The sequence below is a fragment of the Streptomyces spinosus genome (assembly GCF_020400655.1).
In the GTDB taxonomy this organism is placed as follows: domain Bacteria; phylum Actinomycetota; class Actinomycetes; order Streptomycetales; family Streptomycetaceae; genus Streptomyces; species Streptomyces argyrophylli.
Genome location: NZ_JAINRC010000002.1, coordinates 54,140 through 69,714, shown reverse-complemented (window position 1 = coordinate 69,714; position 15,575 = coordinate 54,140). Strand labels below are relative to the sequence as shown.

Annotated in this window: 14 protein-coding genes; 6 read left to right on the top strand and 8 right to left on the bottom strand. The window is 72.0% G+C overall.

The window, feature by feature from the left end; genetic code table 11:
- Nucleotides 1-17: 17 nt before the first annotated feature.
- Together LG395_RS04185 and LG395_RS04180 are read right to left on the bottom strand one after the other, a co-directional pair.
- Entirely contained in the window at nt 18-1,670 is a 1,653-nt protein-coding gene (locus LG395_RS04185) for a threonine/serine exporter family protein (RefSeq protein ID WP_225808492.1), read from the bottom strand.
- Between the two features lie 133 nt (nt 1,671-1,803).
- Nucleotides 1,804-2,295: an inorganic diphosphatase gene (locus LG395_RS04180; RefSeq protein WP_029381130.1), complete on the bottom strand. Its 492-nt coding sequence runs from the start codon at nt 2,293-2,295 to the stop codon at nt 1,804-1,806.
- Nucleotides 2,296-2,419: 124 nt separating this feature from the next.
- Here LG395_RS04180 and dacB point away from each other — a divergent pair, with 124 nt between their 5' ends.
- The 6 genes from dacB (at nt 2,420) to folE (ending at nt 10,165) form a co-directional block, all read left to right on the top strand.
- Entirely contained in the window at nt 2,420-3,964 is a 1,545-nt protein-coding gene (dacB, locus tag LG395_RS04175; RefSeq protein ID WP_171159834.1) for a D-alanyl-D-alanine carboxypeptidase/D-alanyl-D-alanine endopeptidase, read from the top strand.
- A gap of 171 nt (nt 3,965-4,135) precedes the next feature.
- Entirely contained in the window at nt 4,136-5,266 is a 1,131-nt protein-coding gene (locus tag LG395_RS04170; protein ID WP_225808491.1) for an Rv3626c family coenzyme F420 biosynthesis-associated protein, read from the top strand.
- Nucleotides 5,267-5,460: 194 nt separating this feature from the next.
- Nucleotides 5,461-6,519, top strand: coding sequence for a tRNA lysidine(34) synthetase TilS (gene tilS / locus LG395_RS04165; protein WP_225808490.1), 1,059 nt, complete (start codon nt 5,461-5,463; stop codon nt 6,517-6,519).
- 110 nt (nt 6,520-6,629) lie between these two features.
- Nucleotides 6,630-7,190, top strand: coding sequence for a hypoxanthine phosphoribosyltransferase (gene hpt / locus LG395_RS04160; protein ID WP_030342680.1), 561 nt, complete (start codon nt 6,630-6,632; stop codon nt 7,188-7,190).
- Between the two features lie 194 nt (nt 7,191-7,384).
- On the top strand, nt 7,385-9,424 hold the full coding sequence (ftsH, locus tag LG395_RS04155) for an ATP-dependent zinc metalloprotease FtsH (RefSeq protein ID WP_171154079.1): 2,040 nt from the start codon (nt 7,385-7,387) through the stop codon (nt 9,422-9,424).
- Nucleotides 9,425-9,559: 135 nt separating this feature from the next.
- Nucleotides 9,560-10,165, top strand: a complete 606-nt coding sequence (folE, locus tag LG395_RS04150; protein ID WP_171154077.1) for a GTP cyclohydrolase I FolE — start codon at nt 9,560-9,562, stop codon at nt 10,163-10,165.
- Nucleotides 10,166-10,202: 37 nt separating this feature from the next.
- On the opposite strand, the gene LG395_RS04145 is transcribed toward folE, so the two are convergent.
- The 6 genes from LG395_RS04145 to LG395_RS04120 form a co-directional block, all read right to left on the bottom strand.
- Nucleotides 10,203-10,691, bottom strand: coding sequence for a DUF3180 domain-containing protein (locus tag LG395_RS04145; protein WP_171154075.1), 489 nt, complete (start codon nt 10,689-10,691; stop codon nt 10,203-10,205).
- A gap of 73 nt (nt 10,692-10,764) precedes the next feature.
- Nucleotides 10,765-11,376, bottom strand: a complete 612-nt coding sequence (folK, locus tag LG395_RS04140) for a 2-amino-4-hydroxy-6-hydroxymethyldihydropteridine diphosphokinase (RefSeq protein ID WP_171154073.1) — start codon at nt 11,374-11,376, stop codon at nt 10,765-10,767.
- Nucleotides 11,373-11,732 (bottom strand): dihydroneopterin aldolase, encoded by a 360-nt coding sequence (folB, locus tag LG395_RS04135; RefSeq protein ID WP_171154071.1) that lies wholly within the window; start codon nt 11,730-11,732, stop codon nt 11,373-11,375. Before folB ends, folK begins: the two co-directional genes overlap by 4 nt.
- 228 nt (nt 11,733-11,960) lie before the next feature.
- Nucleotides 11,961-12,494, bottom strand: a complete 534-nt coding sequence (locus tag LG395_RS04130) for a nuclear transport factor 2 family protein (protein ID WP_030651459.1) — start codon at nt 12,492-12,494, stop codon at nt 11,961-11,963.
- A complete protein-coding gene (folP, locus tag LG395_RS04125; protein WP_225808489.1) occupies nt 12,491-13,405 on the bottom strand; it encodes a dihydropteroate synthase in 915 nt (304 codons plus the stop codon). Before folP ends, LG395_RS04130 begins: the two co-directional genes overlap by 4 nt.
- A gap of 143 nt (nt 13,406-13,548) precedes the next feature.
- Nucleotides 13,549-15,363, bottom strand: a complete 1,815-nt coding sequence (locus tag LG395_RS04120) for a phosphatidylglycerol lysyltransferase domain-containing protein (protein WP_225808488.1) — start codon at nt 15,361-15,363, stop codon at nt 13,549-13,551.
- Between the last annotated feature and the right edge of the window lie 212 nt (nt 15,364-15,575).

Below are 15,575 nucleotides of genomic sequence, written 5' to 3'. Positions count from 1 at the left end.
GCGGGGGACGGGGAGACTCAGAACCCGCGCGTCCGCTTGGCGGCCCGGCGCTTCCCGGCGGAGCCGATCCGCAGGAACAGCCGGGAGATCTCCGACCCCAGGTTGACCCCGATGGCGATGGCCATCGCCAGCGACGCTGCCTTGGCCAGCGACACCAGCCCCTTGTCCACGTCGTTCTGCGCCATGGACAGCAGCCCGAAGTACGTGGCTGAACCGGGCAGCAGCGGTCCGATCGCCGCCGTCGTGTACGGCAGCGCCGAGGCGAACCGGTACCGGGACAGCAGCTGCCCGAACAGGCCGACGAGCCCCGCCGCCACGGCCGTGGAGGCCACCGGCGAGATATCGCCCGCGTAGTGCATCGCGCCGTACACCGACCAGGCCACCCCGCCGTTGAGGGTCACCCAGAGCACGGTGGAGCGTTCCTGCTGGAGCAGCACGGCGAAGGTCAGCGACAGCAGCATCGAGGCCGCGATCTGGATCAGCGGCCGTTCGGAGATGCCGAGCTGTGCGTCCGGGTTCAGCTTGCCGCCGATCTTCACGCCGAAGTACAGGACGGTCAGTACCCCGGTGACGATGCCGACGAAGAAGTACATGACCTCCAGCAGCCGGGCCGAGGCGGTGATGTAGAAGCCCGTCAGCCCGTCCTGCACCCCCGCCACCAGCGCCCGCCCCGGCAGCAGCGCGAACAGCCCACCGGTGATCACCGCGGACGCCTTCACGTCCACGTGCGCCAGGGTCAGCGCCACCCCGATCGCCGCGGGCGGCATCGCGGCCACGGTGAACTGGTAGAACTCCGGCAGTCCGCGCCCCGCGCACAGCCACGCCAGCCGGTCGCCGAGCATCGCGCCGACGGCCGCCGCCAGGAACACGACCAGGTCGCCGCCGACCAGCACCGAGGCCGCACCGGCCAGCAGCCCGCTCGCCAGGGTCAGCGCCCAGCCTGGGTACGGGTGCCGGTTGCGGCGGATCTCCGCCAGGCGCCGGTAGGCCTCCTCGAGGGAGACATGGGTCTCCGGGTCGGTCAGGTCGTCGACCAGCCGGAAGACGGCCGAGAGACGCGTGTAGTCGGTGCCCCGCCGCCGGACCGTCCGGGACGCCGTCACCGGGTCCTCCACCAGCGACGGCTGGTGCGAGATCGACAGCAGCGTGAAGGTGACGGTCGGCTCGCACCGGTCCAGGCCGTAGGACCGGCACACCGCGAACATCGCGGCCTCCACGTCCTCCGCGCCCTCACCGCCGGCCAGCAGCAGCTCACCGATACGCAGGGTCAGGTCCAGCACGCGCGGGACGGCCGGACCGCCTTCCTCCACGCGCTGCACCGGCTCAGGCGCCGGTCGCTCCGTCACCGGCATGCGCAGCATCGTGCGCATCCGGTCCTGCCAGGGCGCGTCCTTGACCAGGCTGACCAGCGGCACCCCGGTGGCCGGGGTGAACGCGGCCGGCGCGCTGTTCGCGCTGTAGGTGCTCGGCGTGCCGAACGCCGAGCCCTCCGGTTCGGCACTCGGCGGCTGCGGAGTCTCCAGCCCCTCCGGCACCGCGAACTCGGAGGTCGTCTCCGACTCGCCGCCCCTCGGGACGTCGAGCCCCTTGGGGATGGCGAACTCGGACGTGATCTCCGGGTCGTACCGCGCCTCGTCCGACCGGGGCTTGCGCTCCTCCGCCTCCGTCACCTCGCACCGCTCCCTGTACCGCACTTGCCGTAAGCATCAGTATGCGCACACGTACCCGGCCGGGCCGTAACCGTGCGGACATGCGAAACGGGCCGCACGCGTGCGCGTGCGGCCCGTTCGCGCGAGCGGGTGCTCAGTGGCCGCCCTGCTCCTTGAAGCGCTTGTACGACCGCTCGATCTCCGCCTCGGCGTCCGTCCGGCCCACCCAGTTGGCGCCCTCGACCGACTTGCCGGGCTCCAGGTCCTTGTAGACCTCGAAGAAGTGCTGGATCTCCAGGCGGTCGAACTCCGACACGTGGTGGATGTCGCGCAGGTGCTCCACGCGCGGGTCGGTGGCCGGGACGCACAGCAGCTTGTCGTCGCCGCCCGCCTCGTCCGTCATGCGGAACATGCCGATCGCGCGGCAGCGGATGAGGCAACCGGGGAAGGTCGGCTCGTCCAGGATGACCAGCGCGTCCAGCGGGTCGCCGTCCTCGCCGAGGGTGTTCTCGACGAAGCCGTAGTCGGTCGGGTAGGCGGTCGAGGTGAAGAGACGACGGTCCAGGCGGATCCGACCGGTCTCGTGGTCCACCTCGTACTTGTTCCGCGAACCCTTCGGGATCTCGATCGTGACGTCGAACTCCACCGGTGGCTCCTCCATGATCAGCACATAGTTCTGGTGGTTAAGTGTCCCTCACGCAGGTGTGTGATCGCGAAAGGGGCTGGTGGTCGTGCCTGAGCTGAGGCCTTGGCGGGCCGCGAGACCGCGCGTGGCGCGGATCGTGACCGCCGTACGACCGGGTCTGGCACGTGCCGCGACGGCCGCCCGGCCGCGGATCGCGCGGCTGACGGAAGCCGTCCGCGTCAGGCCTGTGCACCTCCCCCGTCCGCGGACCGTCAGGACCTGGCAGTACACCGCGGGCGCCGCCACCGCCGGCCTGGCACTGGCCGCCGGCGTGGTGACCGTGGCCGGTCCCTGGGACGCCAACGGTCAGCGTACGGCCGAGCGGGACCGCGCCGCCGCACTGGAGCGGTCAGGTGGCGCAGATCACGGCCGCCCCGGCAGGACCGCCGGGGCGCCCCGGCCCGCGCCGAGCGCCGCGGCCGTGCTGACGGGCCTGGGCGGCACCACGGGCACCGTCGGCACCACGAAGACCTCTCCGGACGCGAAGGCGCTCGCGGACGCCCTGGGGCCCCTGCTGGACGTGCCCGCGCTCGGCGGCAGCCACGCGGCGGCCGTCGTCGACGTCACGACCGGCGAGCGCCTCTACGGCGCCGACGCCGGCAAGGCCCTCACCCCCGCTTCTACCACCAAGATCGCCACCGCCGTCGCCGCGCTGTCCGCCCTCGGCCCCGACCACCGCCTCACCACCCGCACCGCCCTGGAACCCGACACGCGGGAACTCGTCCTGGTCGGCGGCGGCGACCCCACCCTCACCGCGCACGCCAGGACCGGCGGCTGGGCCGGCCTGCGGGCGCTGGCGGCGGACACCGCGAGGGCACTGGACCGGCGCGGCATCCACAAGATCACCCTTTCGTACGACACCACCCTCTTCACCGGCCCCGCCCTGCACCCCATCGGCGTCAACGACAACCTCGCCCCGATCAGCGCCCTGACCGTGGACGAGGGCCGCACCGACGCCTCCACCGAGGGACCGGCGCCCCGCGTGGGCGACCCGGCGGCGGACGCGGCCACCCGGTTCGCCGGCTTCCTGAAGGACGCCGGCATCACCACCACGGCCCCCGGCCCCTCCAAGGCCAGCACGCGCGCGGAGACCCTCGCCCGGGTCTCCTCGCCACCGCTGTCGGAACTGGTCGAGCGGATGCTGACCAACAGCGACAACGACATCGCGGAGGCCCTGGCCCGGCACACCGCCCTGGCCAGCGGGCAGCCCGCCGGCTTCGACGGCGGCGCGAAGGCCATCGCCATCCAGTTGCGCAAGCTCGGCCTGCCGATGGCCGGCGCCGCCTTCCACGACGGCAGCGGACTGAACCGCGACGACCGGCTCACGGCCGACCTCCTCACCGCCCTCCTGGTCAAGGCGGGCGACCCCGGCCGTCCCGGTCTGCGCCCGGTCCTCACCGGCCTGCCCGTGGCCGGCTTCACCGGCACCCTGAGCACGCGGTACACCGACGGCGCGGCCGGCCTCGTACGCGCCAAGACGGGCACCCTGACCGGCGTGAACACCCTCGCGGGCACGGTCGTCGACAAGGCCGGCCACCTCCTGGCCTTCGCCTTCCTCGCCTCGGACACGACGGATCCCCTGGAGGCCCAGGCGGCCCTGGACAGAGCGGCGACGGCCCTGGCGGGCTGACCGGGGACGGCCACCGCCCCGGCCGCGGTGGCGGGCTCCGTCAGCGTCGCGCCGCGGGCTCCCGCCGGTCCGGGGACGGCTCGGGGCGCCGGGTGAGCGGAAAGCGCGGTCGGCCCTGTCGGTGTCCCCACGGCCTGCCCGAAATGGGGGCGCTCACGTACGGTTGACAGCATGACTGGCTTCGGTGGCACCGCATCTCCCGGGATGGTCGACTGGAACCTCGCGGTGGCGACCGCGACCCGCCTCGTACGCCCCGGCCCCGACGTCAGCCGCGACGAGGCCAGGGCCGTCGTCGCGGAGCTGCGCCGGCACGCGAAGGCCTCGGAGGAACACGTCCGGGGCTTCACCCGTATGGGCACCGAGGAGACCCACGACACCCCCGTCCTCGTCGTCGACCGACCCGGCTGGGTCCGCGCCAACGTCGCCGGCTTCCGCGAGATCCTCCGCCCGCTCCTGGAGAAGATGCAGGAACGGCGCGGCGGCAACCCGGGCAGCGCGGTCCTCGGCGCCGTCGGCGGCAAGGTCACCGGTGTCGAACTCGGCATGCTCCTGTCGTTCCTGTCCTCCCGGGTCCTCGGCCAGTACGAGACCTTCGCGCCCGCCACCCGCGACCTGCCGGCCGGCGAGAACGGCGGCGGGCGGCTGCTGCTCGTCGCACCCAACATCGTCCACGTCGAGCGCGAACTCGACGTCGAGCCGCACGACTTCCGGCTGTGGGTGTGCCTGCACGAGGAGACCCACCGCACGCAGTTCACCGCTGTGCCCTGGCTGCGGGACCACCTGGAGGGCGAGATCCAGTCGTTCCTCGCGGAGACCGACGTCGACCCGATGACCTTCCTGGAACGCATCCGGGACGCCGCCCAGTCCCTGGCCGGCGGCCGTCCCGAGGGCGAGGAGGAGGACGGCGGGCGCTCCTTCGTGGACCTGGTGCAGACCCCCGCCCAGCGGGAGATCCTCGGCCGGCTCACCGCCGTGATGTCCCTGCTGGAGGGCCACGCCGACTACGTCATGGACGGCGTCGGCCCGAGCGTCGTACCCACCGTCGCGGAGATCCGCGAGAAGTTCCAGCAGCGCCGGGCGAAGGGCGCCTCCCGCCTGGACACGGCCCTGCGCAAGCTGCTCGGCCTGGACGCCAAACTGCGGCAGTACCGGGACGGTGAACGGTTCGTGCGGGCCGTGGTCGACCAGGTCGGCGTGGACGGCTTCAACCGCGTGTGGACCTCGCCCAACACCCTTCCCACCAAGGCGGAGATCGCCAAACCGGCGGACTGGGTCGCGCGGGTGCACCGCAAGGCCGAGTAGTGAACGTCACGTGGACGTCGTGAAAGGAATCCGGCCGACGGCAGGCGAACGCCCCGCCAATCACCCGTCCGAGGGACCGTGGGCCATGCGTAGGCGTGCAATGCTCGGGGAACGGCCCGCTTCTGTCACCATCTACACACTCTGAGTGACCGTCCCGGGCTCACCCCCCGAAAACTTCATGAAGGGAACCGGACATGGGTCCCCATCCTGCGGTCGCGGCGATACGCCTGGCGGTTCGCCGCGTCCTCCACGACATCCTCAACGACCACCAGGCCCTCCCCGCGCACCCGGCCCCGCAGCCGGCCGGCGCGCGCCCGGACCGGACGGCCGAGCGGCCCCCCTCCCCGCTCGTCCTCGTCGCGTGCTCCGGCGGCGCCGACTCCATGGCCCTCGCCTCCGCCCTCGCCTTCGAGGCACCCAAGCTCGGCGTCCGGGCCGGCGGGGTCACCGTCGACCACGGCCTCCAGTCCGGCTCCGACCTCCGCGCCGAGGAGGTCGTCCTGCGGATGCGCGGACTCGGACTCGATCCGGTCGAGTCCGTCGCCGTGACCGTCGGCCGCGAGGGCGGCCCCGAAGCCGCCGCCCGCGACGCCCGCTACGCCGCCCTGGACGCCGCCGCCGAACGCCATGGCGCCGCCGCGGTCCTGCTCGGCCACACCCGCGACGACCAGGCCGAAACCGTCCTGCTGGGCCTCGCCCGCGGCTCCGGCATCCGCTCCCTGTCCGGCATGGCCGCGGTCTCGGGGGCCGGCGGCCGTTACCGGCGGCCCTTCCTGCAACTCGACCGGCAGACCGCCCGCAAGGCCTGCATGGTCCAGTCGCTGCCCGTCTGGGACGACCCGCACAACGCCGACCCCGCCTACACCCGCTCCCGGCTCCGGCACGAGGGCCTGCCCGCCCTGGAGAAGGCCCTCGGCAAGGGCGTCGTGGAGGCGCTCGCCCGCACCGCGCAGCTCTCCCGCGACGACGCCGACGCCCTGGACGCCTGGGCCCGTGAGGCCGAGGCCTCCGTCCGGGACGCCGCCGGCATGCTGGAGTGCGCCAAGCTGTACGCCCTCCCGCCCGCCGTGCGCCGCCGGATCCTGCGCCGTGCCGCCATCGAGGCCGGCGCACCGGCCGGTGCGCTGTTCGCCCGCCACATCGAGGAAGTCGACCGCCTGATCACCGGCTGGCGCGGCCAGGGAGCCATCAATCTCCCGGGCAGGGTCGTCGCCCAGCGGCAGGGTGGCAGACTGGTGATTCGGCAAGGCTGAATCCCGACCTCCCCGGAGCGACCTCCGGCGGGCCGGGCGGCCGGAGGCCGTGCGTGCGGCCGGAGCCGGTGGCCGCGCACGCGGCCGTAAGTGCGGGACGACCGAAAGTGATGCGGGTGGACGCGAAAGACATGGGTGCCGACCTCCAGCAGGTGCTCATCACCAAGGAAGAGATCGACGCGAAGCTGGCCGAGCTGGCCGCGAAGATCGACGCGGAGTACGCGGGCAAGGACCTGCTCATCGTCGGTGTCCTCAAGGGCGCGGTGATGGTCATGGCGGACCTGGCCCGGGCGCTGTCCACCCCCGTCACCATGGACTGGATGGCCGTGTCCTCCTACGGCGCGGGCACCCAGTCCTCCGGTGTCGTGCGGATCCTCAAGGACCTCGACACCGACATCAAGGGCCGGCACGTCCTGATCGTCGAGGACATCATCGACTCCGGCCTGACCCTGTCCTGGCTGATCAACAACCTCGGCTCCCGCGAGCCCGCCTCCCTGAAGGTGTGCACGCTGCTGCGCAAGCCGGACGCCGCCAAGGTCGCCATCGACGTGGAGTGGGTCGGCTTCGACATCCCGAACGAGTTCGTCGTGGGCTACGGCCTCGACTACGCCGAGAAGTACCGCAACCTGCCGTTCGTCGGTACGCTCGCGCCCCACGTCTACGGCGGCTGAGCCGGTCGGCCCAAGCCCAGTAGGACGATCGGGAACCCCAGCGGGTTCCACGCCGTTGAAGGATGCAGAGACGGTTTCCCAGCCGTCGAAACGGCTCCGTGCGGCTTCGGGCAACAATGCTGGGGTACCGTCAGAAGAACTGTCTTATCAAACTCACTATGGCAGGAGGGACGGGGCGGCACCGCTCCGTATGGATGGACGTGAAGCGATACTTCCGTGGGCCGGTCATGTGGATCGTGCTGGCCGTCCTTGCCGTGGTCGTGTTGATGCAGGTCGTCGGCTCGTCCGGCGGCTACAAGACGGTGGACACCGGCCAGGTCGTGGCGGCGATCAACGACAACAAGGTCGAGTCGGCCAAGCTCACCACCGGTGACGAGCAGAGCATCAAGGTCACGCTCAAGGACGGCTACAAGGTCCAGGGCAGCTCCAAGATCCAGGCGAGCTACATCGGCGACCAGGGCGTCACCATCGCCGGCACGCTGCAGACCAAGTACCAGGACAAGCAGATTCCGGACGGCTACACGGTGTCGCCGTCCAAGCAGAACCCGTTCGTCGGCGTCCTGCTCTCGCTGCTGCCCTTCGTCCTGATCGTGGTCGTCTTCCTGTTCCTGATGAATCAGATGCAGGGCGGCGGCTCCCGGGTCATGAACTTCGGCAAGTCCAAGGCGAAGCTCATCACCAAGGACACCCCCAAGACGACCTTCTCCGACGTCGCGGGCTGCGACGAGGCCGTCGAGGAGCTCCAGGAGATCAAGGAGTTCCTCCAGGAGCCGGCCAAGTTCCAGGCCGTCGGCGCCAAGATCCCCAAGGGCGTGCTGCTCTACGGCCGCCCGGGTACCGGCAAGACCCTGCTCGCGCGCGCCGTCGCCGGCGAGGCGGGCGTCCCCTTCTACTCGATCTCCGGTTCGGACTTCGTCGAGATGTTCGTCGGTGTCGGTGCCTCCCGGGTCCGCGACCTGTTCGAGCAGGCCAAGGCGAACGCCCCGGCGATCGTCTTCGTGGACGAGATCGACGCGGTCGGCCGCCACCGCGGCGCCGGCCTCGGCGGCGGTCACGACGAGCGCGAGCAGACGCTGAACCAGCTGCTCGTCGAGATGGACGGCTTCGACGTCAAGGGCGGTGTGATCCTGATCGCCGCCACGAACCGCCCGGACATCCTCGACCCGGCGCTGCTGCGCCCCGGCCGCTTCGACCGGCAGATCGCGGTCGACCCGCCGGACCTGCAGGGCCGCCTGGAGATCCTCAAGGTCCACCAGAAGGGCAAGCCGGTCGCGCCCGACGTCGACCTGTCCGCCGTGGCCCGCCGCACCCCGGGCATGACCGGTGCCGACCTCGCCAACGTGCTGAACGAGGCCGCGCTGCTCACCGCCCGCGGCGACCAGAAGCTGATCGACAACAAGGCGCTGGACGAGGCGATCGACCGCGTGGTCGCGGGCCCGCAGAAGCGGACCCGGATCATGTCGGACAAGGAGAAGAAGATCACCGCGTACCACGAGGGCGGACACGCCCTGGTCGCGGCGGCCTCGCCGAACTCCGACCCGGTCCACAAGATCACGATCCTCTCCCGTGGCCGTGCCCTCGGTTACACGATGGTCCTGCCGGACGAGGACAAGTACTCGACCACGCGCAACGAGATGCTCGACCAGCTCGCCTACATGCTGGGCGGCCGGGCGGCCGAGGAACTGGTCTTCCACGACCCGACCACGGGCGCCGCGAACGACATCGAGAAGGCCACCAACCTGGCCCGCGCGATGGTCACCCAGTACGGCATGACCGAGCGCCTCGGCGCGATCAAGTTCGGAGGCGACAACTCCGAGCCGTTCCTGGGCCGTGAGATGGCTCACCAGCGCGACTACTCGGAAGAGGTCGCCGCGCTGGTGGACGAAGAGGTCAAGAAGCTGATCGAGACCGCGCACAACGAGGCCTGGGAGATCCTGGTCGAGAACCGCGACGTCCTCGACAACCTCGTCCTGCAGCTGCTGGAGAAGGAGACGCTGGGCAAGGAGGAGATCGCCGAGATCTTCGCCCCGATCGTCAAGCGCCCGCCGCGGCCCGCCTGGACCGGCTCCTCCCGCCGCACCCCGTCCACCCGCCCGCCGGTGCTCTCCCCGAAGGAGCTGGCACTGACCAACGGTGCGAACGGCGCGACGGCGGCGATCAGCACGGCGAAGTCCACCGCCGCGGAGTCCGCCCCGGTGACGGAGCAGACCCCCGAGGACCGCTCCGAGAGCTGACCCTGTTCGGGCCGAAGGCCCGGAATGGATGCCGCGCCCCCCCAGGTTCTAGCCTGGGGGGGCGCGGCATTTCGCATGTCCGCGGACGGAAACGCGGGCACATCCGCGCGCGAGGCACAGGAACGAGGGAACCAGATGACCGACCCGGTGACGCTGGACGGCGAGGGCCCCATCGGCGAGTTCGACGAGAAGCGCGCCGAGAACGCCGTACGCGAACTGCTGATCGCGGTCGGCGAGGACCCGGACCGTGAGGGGCTGCGGGAGACGCCGGCCAGGGTCGCGCGTGCCTACAAGGAGATTTTCGCCGGTCTGTGGCAGCAGCCGGAGGACGTCCTGACGACGACGTTCGACCTGGGGCACGACGAGATGGTCCTGGTGAAGGACATCGAGGTGTACTCGACCTGTGAGCACCATCTGGTGCCGTTCCGGGGCGTCGCCCACGTCGGCTACATCCCGTCCGAGAACGGAAAGATCACCGGCCTGTCCAAGCTGGCCCGCCTGGTCGACGTCTACGCCCGCCGGCCGCAGGTGCAGGAACGTCTCACCACGCAGATCGCGGACTCCCTGATGGACATCCTGGAGCCGCGGGGCGTCATCGTGGTCATCGAGTGCGAGCACATGTGCATGTCGATGCGCGGCATCCGCAAGCCGGGCGCGAAGACCATAACCTCCGCCGTCCGCGGTCAGCTGCGGGACGCCGCGACGCGCAACGAGGCGATGAGCCTCATCATGGCGCGCTGAGCGAGGCGGAGAACGCAGCGGGACGCGGGGCAGGCGGTCAGGCCACCGGCTCCGCCCCCGAGCGGTCCTGGTCGTCGTCCTCCGGGAGCTTGCAGACCCGCTCGAGGAAGATGGCGGCGGCTATCACGCCGAGGCCGGTCACGACGGAGAAACCGGCGTAGATCGCCTGGTCGCGGCGGGCCGGGATGTCCAGCAGCTCCAGCAGGAAGACGCCCGTGCCGCCGTACATACCGGCGACGAGCGCGGCCACCAGGGCGCTGGCCTGGCCGAAGACGACCGCCCGTGCGGCCATCAGCGGGTCGACGCCCTTGGCGCCGGGCCGGCGCTCGCGCTGGGCCCTGAGACGGGCGCGCAGCGACAGCGCCGTCGAGAGCAGGACCACCGCGATCAGCGCGAGGACGACGGGGGCGGCCAGGGGGACGCTGGGGAGGGTCCCGATCGAGTTCCAGAGGCGGGCACCCGCCCAGGACAGGATGCCTGCCACGACGAACACGCCCGCCAGCACCCTGATGCGCAGCTCTCTCACGGTGTCCCTTCAGTTCCCCCGGACCGTCCCGGACGGTGGTCGTCTTGGTCCTGACCCGTCTCGACCTTAACGACTACTCGGGCAGCCGGAGTTCCAGGTCCGCGCGGGGCGCGACACCTTCACGGGTGACGGCGGACAGCAGGTCGGCCACCGTGCCACGGCCGGGGAGCTGCGCCTGCGGGTCGACGTCGTGCCAGGGCGCGAGCACGAAGGCGCGCTCGTGGGCGCGCGGGTGCGGCAGGGTCAGCCGCGGGTCGTCCGAGGTGACGCCGGCGTAGGCGACGATGTCGACGTCCAGCGTGCGCGGGCCCCAGCGCTCGTCGCGGACGCGGTGGAAGGCCTCCTCGACGGCGTGCGCCCGCTCCAGCAGGGACGACGGGGGCAGGGTCGTCTTGAGGACCACGACCGCGTTGAAGTACGACGGCTGGCTGCCCGGCTCCACGCCCCACGGCTCGGTCTCGTACACCGGGGAGACGGCCTTCACCCGGACGCCTGGGGTGTCCTCCAGGGCGTCGACGGCCCCCTGGAGGGTCTCCAGGCGGTTGCCCAGGTTGGAGCCGATGGAGATCACGGCCCACTTCGGGTTGCTCAGCGTGGTGTCGGCGGCGTCGACCTGTTCGAGGACCGAGGCGGGCACCGGCTGGACGGTCGGGTCGCTGTGACCCTGGTGGAAAGGTCGGGTCATACTCGGCTCCGGGTGATGGTGACGGTCACGTCGTCGAAGGGGACGGTGATCGGGGCGTCCGGTTTGTGGACGCGGACCTCGACCTCCTCCACCCCTTCGTGCTTCAGGCAGGTCCGGGCGATCCGCTCGGCGAGGGTCTCGATGAGGTTCACCGGCTCGCCCTCGACCACGGCCACGACCTCCTCGGCCACGATGCCGTAGTGCACGGTCTTCGTCAGGTCGTCGTCGGCCGCGGCCGGACGGGTGTCCAGGCCCAGGACGAGGTCCACGATGAAGGTCTGGCCCTCCTCGCGCTCCTTGGGGAACACCCCGTGGTGCCCGCGGGCCTTGAGGCCGCGCAGCGCGACACGATCCACGCGAATCACTCCTGCAATCGTCGGGAACGACCGGCCCGTGCCGCGTGCGGGCGGCACACCGGCCTCAGACGAATCTACCTGCGGGCACCGACAAAGCCGGGCCACGGGGGTGTCGGCACGGGCCGGTGTCCGCAGGGTTCACCGGCCGTTCCCCCCGGCAACCCGGCGCTGCCATGGGCTGGTAGCGGCTTCTACCCCGGGGTAGGTGATTCCAACCACGTCCGAGCGTCAGGCCAGGGGTTCGTCGTCCGGGTTCACCCCGTTCACGTGGTTGTCGTCGTCGTCCTCGTCGGTCTCGGCCAGCACGGGGGAGGCGTGGTGCGACCAGAGCTTCCAGCCGGAGGGCGTGCGCCGGAACACGTTGGTGGCCACGACGAGCTGGCCGACCAGCGGGCCGAGCTCCGCGCCCTCCTCGGGGGCGGGGCCGCCGCTGAGGATGTTCTCCGTGCAGGTCACGAGCGCGGTGTCGCCGGTCACCGAGACGTGCACATCGGTGAGGAAGAACTGGATGTAGTCGGTGTTGGCCATGATCAGGGCGTACGACCTGAGGACCTCGCCCCGGCCGGTGAGCACCGGCCAGCCGGGGTGGACGCAGGAGATGACCCCGCTGTCCGCGGGGTCGTGGTAGGTCTCGTCCACGCCCAGGTCGGCAGGGGTCAGCCAGAGCGAGGAGACCTCCTCGAAGTCGCCGCGTTCGAGTGCCTCGTAGAAGGCGGTGTTGGCGGCCTCCACCTGCTCGACGTCGGTGTGGGGGGCGCTCACCGCTCTCCTTCCGCCCCGCGCTCGCCGCCGGCGCCGGGCGCGTCCGCCGCGCCGCGCGCCTCCTCCAGAGCCCGAGCCACCCGGACCGCGTCCGCCGTGGCGCGCACCTCGTGCACGCGCACCGCCCAGGCGCCGGCCTGCGCGGCGAGGGCGGAGACGGCGGCCGTGGCCGCGTCGCGTTCCCGGGCGGGCGGGGGCGCCCCCTGGGGTCCGGCGAGGACCCGGCCGAGGAACCGCTTGCGTGAGGCGGCGACCAGCAGCGGGTGGCCGAGGCCGGCCAGCCGTTCCAGGCGGGCGAGGAGGGCGAGGTCGTGCTCGGCCTCCTTGGAGAAGCCGAGGCCCGGGTCGACGACGATGCGGTCCGGGGCGACACCGCCCGCGAGAACGGCCTCCACGCGCGCGTGCAGTTCGTCCACGACCTCGCCGACGACGTCCCCGTAGACGCCCTTGACGTTGCCGCCCTCGAGGAAGCCGCGCCAGTGCATGACGACGAAGGGGGCGCCCGCCTCGGCGACCACCGGGATCATCGCGGGGTCGGCGAGGCCGCCGCTGACGTCGTTGACGAGGGCGGCGCCGGCCGCGAGGGCCCGCGCGGCGACGGAGGCGCGCATGGTGTCCACGGAGACGACGACGCCCTCGGAGGCGAGGCCGCGCACCACGGGGACGACCCGCCGCAGTTCCTCGGCCTCGTCCACGCGCGTGGCGCCGGGCCGGGTGGACTCGCCGCCGACGTCGACCAGGTCCGCGCCCTCGGCGACCAGCTCCAGGCCGTGTTTGACGGCGGCGGTCGTGTCGAACCAGCGGCCGCCGTCGGAGAAGGAGTCGGGGGTCACGTTCACGACCCCCATGACCGCGCACCGGTCCCATGCCGGAAGGCCGGCCACTCGGCCGCGCCCGCTGTGGTTGTTCATACGTTCAGCGTAGGCCCAGGACCGTGCCGGAACGCGCCGCGGCCCGGGCGGTAGCCCCCGTGCCGGAGGGCGTGGGGCTCCGGCCGGGCCGGCCCGGGGGTTGTGCCGTCCGGCGTGTCGGCGCTCGGGGCAGGGGGGCCGGATCAGGCCGCCCGGACGTCGCGTTCGGCCACGGCGTGCGCGCACGTGCGCTGGGCCGCCGCCCGGCGCCGGCGCAGGAAGCGCGGCAGCGGCACGGCGAGGTTGACGAAGCCCTCCGCCTGCATGGCGGCGAAGCCGATGCGGGGCAGGTCGGCGGAGTTCCGGTAGACCACGAACCGCGGCTCCCAGCGCGGCTGGAACTTGGCGTTGAACTTGTACAGCGACTCGATCTGGAACCACCGTGAGAGGAACACCAGCAGTCCGCGCCAGGCCCGCAGCACCGGGCCGGCACCGATCTTCTCGCCGCGGGCGAGGGCGGAGCGGAACATCGCGAAGTTCAGCGAGACCCGGGTGATGCCGAGCCTGGGGGCGGCCTGCAGGGCGGCGACGATGAGCAGTTCGTTCATGCCCGGGTCGGCGCCGCGGTCCCGGCGCATCAGGTCCAGCGACACGCCGTCCTCGCCCCAGGGCACGAAGTGGAGGATCGCCTTCAGGTCGCCGTACTCGCCCGGCGCGTCGTCCTGCTTGTGCGCGGTGGCGATCAGGCAGTCGCCGTCGGCCGGGTCGCCGATGCGGCCGAGCGCCATGGAGAAGCCGCGCTCGGTGTCCGTGCCGCGCCAGTCCTCCGCGGCCTGGCGGATCCGCTCCAGCTCGGCCTCGCCGACGTCACGGATGCGCCGTACCCGGGTTTCGTAGCCGGCCCGCTCGATGCGCTTGACCATCTGGCGCACGTTGCGCATCGCGCGTCCGGCGAGCGAGAAATCCGCCACGTCCACCACCGCCTCGTCGCCCAGTTCCAGGGCGTCCAGGCCGGTCTCACGGGTCCACACCTCGCCGCCGGTCTCCGAGCAGCCCATGACCGCGGGCGTCCAGGAGTGGGCCCTGGCCTCGTCCATGAAGCGCTCGATGGCGCCCGGCCAGGCCTCGACGTCCCCGATGGGGTCGCCGCTGGCGAGCATCACGCCGGACACGACCCGGTAGGTGACCGCGGCCTTGCCGCTCGGCGAGAACACGACCGCCTTGTCGCGGCGCAGCGCGAAGTGGCCGAGCGAGTCGCGCTCTCCGTGCTTCTCCAGCAGCGCGCGCAGCCTGACCTCGTCGTCCTCGGTGAGGCGGGCGGCCGGGTGCTCCGGGCGGAAGGCCAGGTAGATGGTGGTGACCGCGGTGATCCAGCCGAGGGCGCCGAGGGAGAAGGCGACCGTCCAGGACGTGTTGCCCTGGTAGTCGACCGGGCCCTCGAAGCCGGCCAGGCCGTAGATGACGTGCGTCAGCCGGTCTGCCAGGCTCGGGTCGCCGATGGTCCGGTGCGGGTGGACGCTGACGATGACGAGACCGAGGGCGAGGGAACCGGCGCTCATGAGCACGAAGTTGGCGAGCGCGCGCCACCTGCTGCGCGGATCGGGCAGGGCCGCGAACTGGTCGCGGTGGCGCAGCAACGGCACCAGCAGCGCGACCGCGATCAGCATGCCCACCACCGAGTGCCGGTACGCGAACTGCGCCACCGCACCCGCCGGGAGCAGCGCGACCGCCGCACGCCACGCCCGGCGCTTGCGCCGTTTGAGCCCGTGCGCGAGCAGCAGCAACAGCACGCCCGCGCTGAGCGAGAGCGCCGCCGCGAACGGTCCGAAGGAGCCCGGCAGCACCTCCGCCAGGGCGTGCATGCGGCTGTGACGGAAGCGCGGGAACACGCCCGCGGCGATGTCCATGGCGCCCACGAGCGCGGCGGCCCTGCCGACCACGACGGGAACGGCCTCGGGGCGCGGGCCGCGCAGTATGCGCCGCGCCCGGCTTGATCGGCCCGGAACCCCGCCCGACATTTCCCCATCTATCCTGACAGACATCGCATCCCGTAGTTCTGCGAGAGACCTTGAACCCGGGCCCGATCGGGCATCCGGCGACATTGCGCCCTCTAGGACGGTGTCTCGGGGAGAGAGGTTCACTCCCCACCGGAAAGTCGGGTCAAAGGCCAAGGAAAGCCCCGGGCAAGCCCTCGCAACGTCGCGCGGGCACGACGCGGGCGGAAAGCACA

What these genes read in the sequence shown, in the direction of transcription:
- LG395_RS04170 (WP_225808491.1), top strand. Translation starts at nt 4,136, where the DNA reads ATGACTGGCTTCGGTGGCACCGCATCTCCCGGGATGGTCGACTGGAAC.
- tilS (WP_225808490.1), top strand. Translation starts at nt 5,461, where the DNA reads ATGGGTCCCCATCCTGCGGTCGCGGCGATACGCCTGGCGGTTCGCCGC.
- hpt (WP_030342680.1), top strand. Translation starts at nt 6,630, where the DNA reads ATGCGGGTGGACGCGAAAGACATGGGTGCCGACCTCCAGCAGGTGCTC.
- ftsH (WP_171154079.1), top strand. Translation starts at nt 7,385, where the DNA reads ATGGACGTGAAGCGATACTTCCGTGGGCCGGTCATGTGGATCGTGCTG.
- folE (WP_171154077.1), top strand. Translation starts at nt 9,560, where the DNA reads ATGACCGACCCGGTGACGCTGGACGGCGAGGGCCCCATCGGCGAGTTC.
- folK (WP_171154073.1), bottom strand. Translation starts at nt 11,376, where the DNA reads ATGACCCGACCTTTCCACCAGGGTCACAGCGACCCGACCGTCCAGCCG.
- folP (WP_225808489.1), bottom strand. Translation starts at nt 13,405, where the DNA reads ATGAACAACCACAGCGGGCGCGGCCGAGTGGCCGGCCTTCCGGCATGG.
- LG395_RS04120 (WP_225808488.1), bottom strand. Translation starts at nt 15,363, where the DNA reads ATGTCGGGCGGGGTTCCGGGCCGATCAAGCCGGGCGCGGCGCATACTG.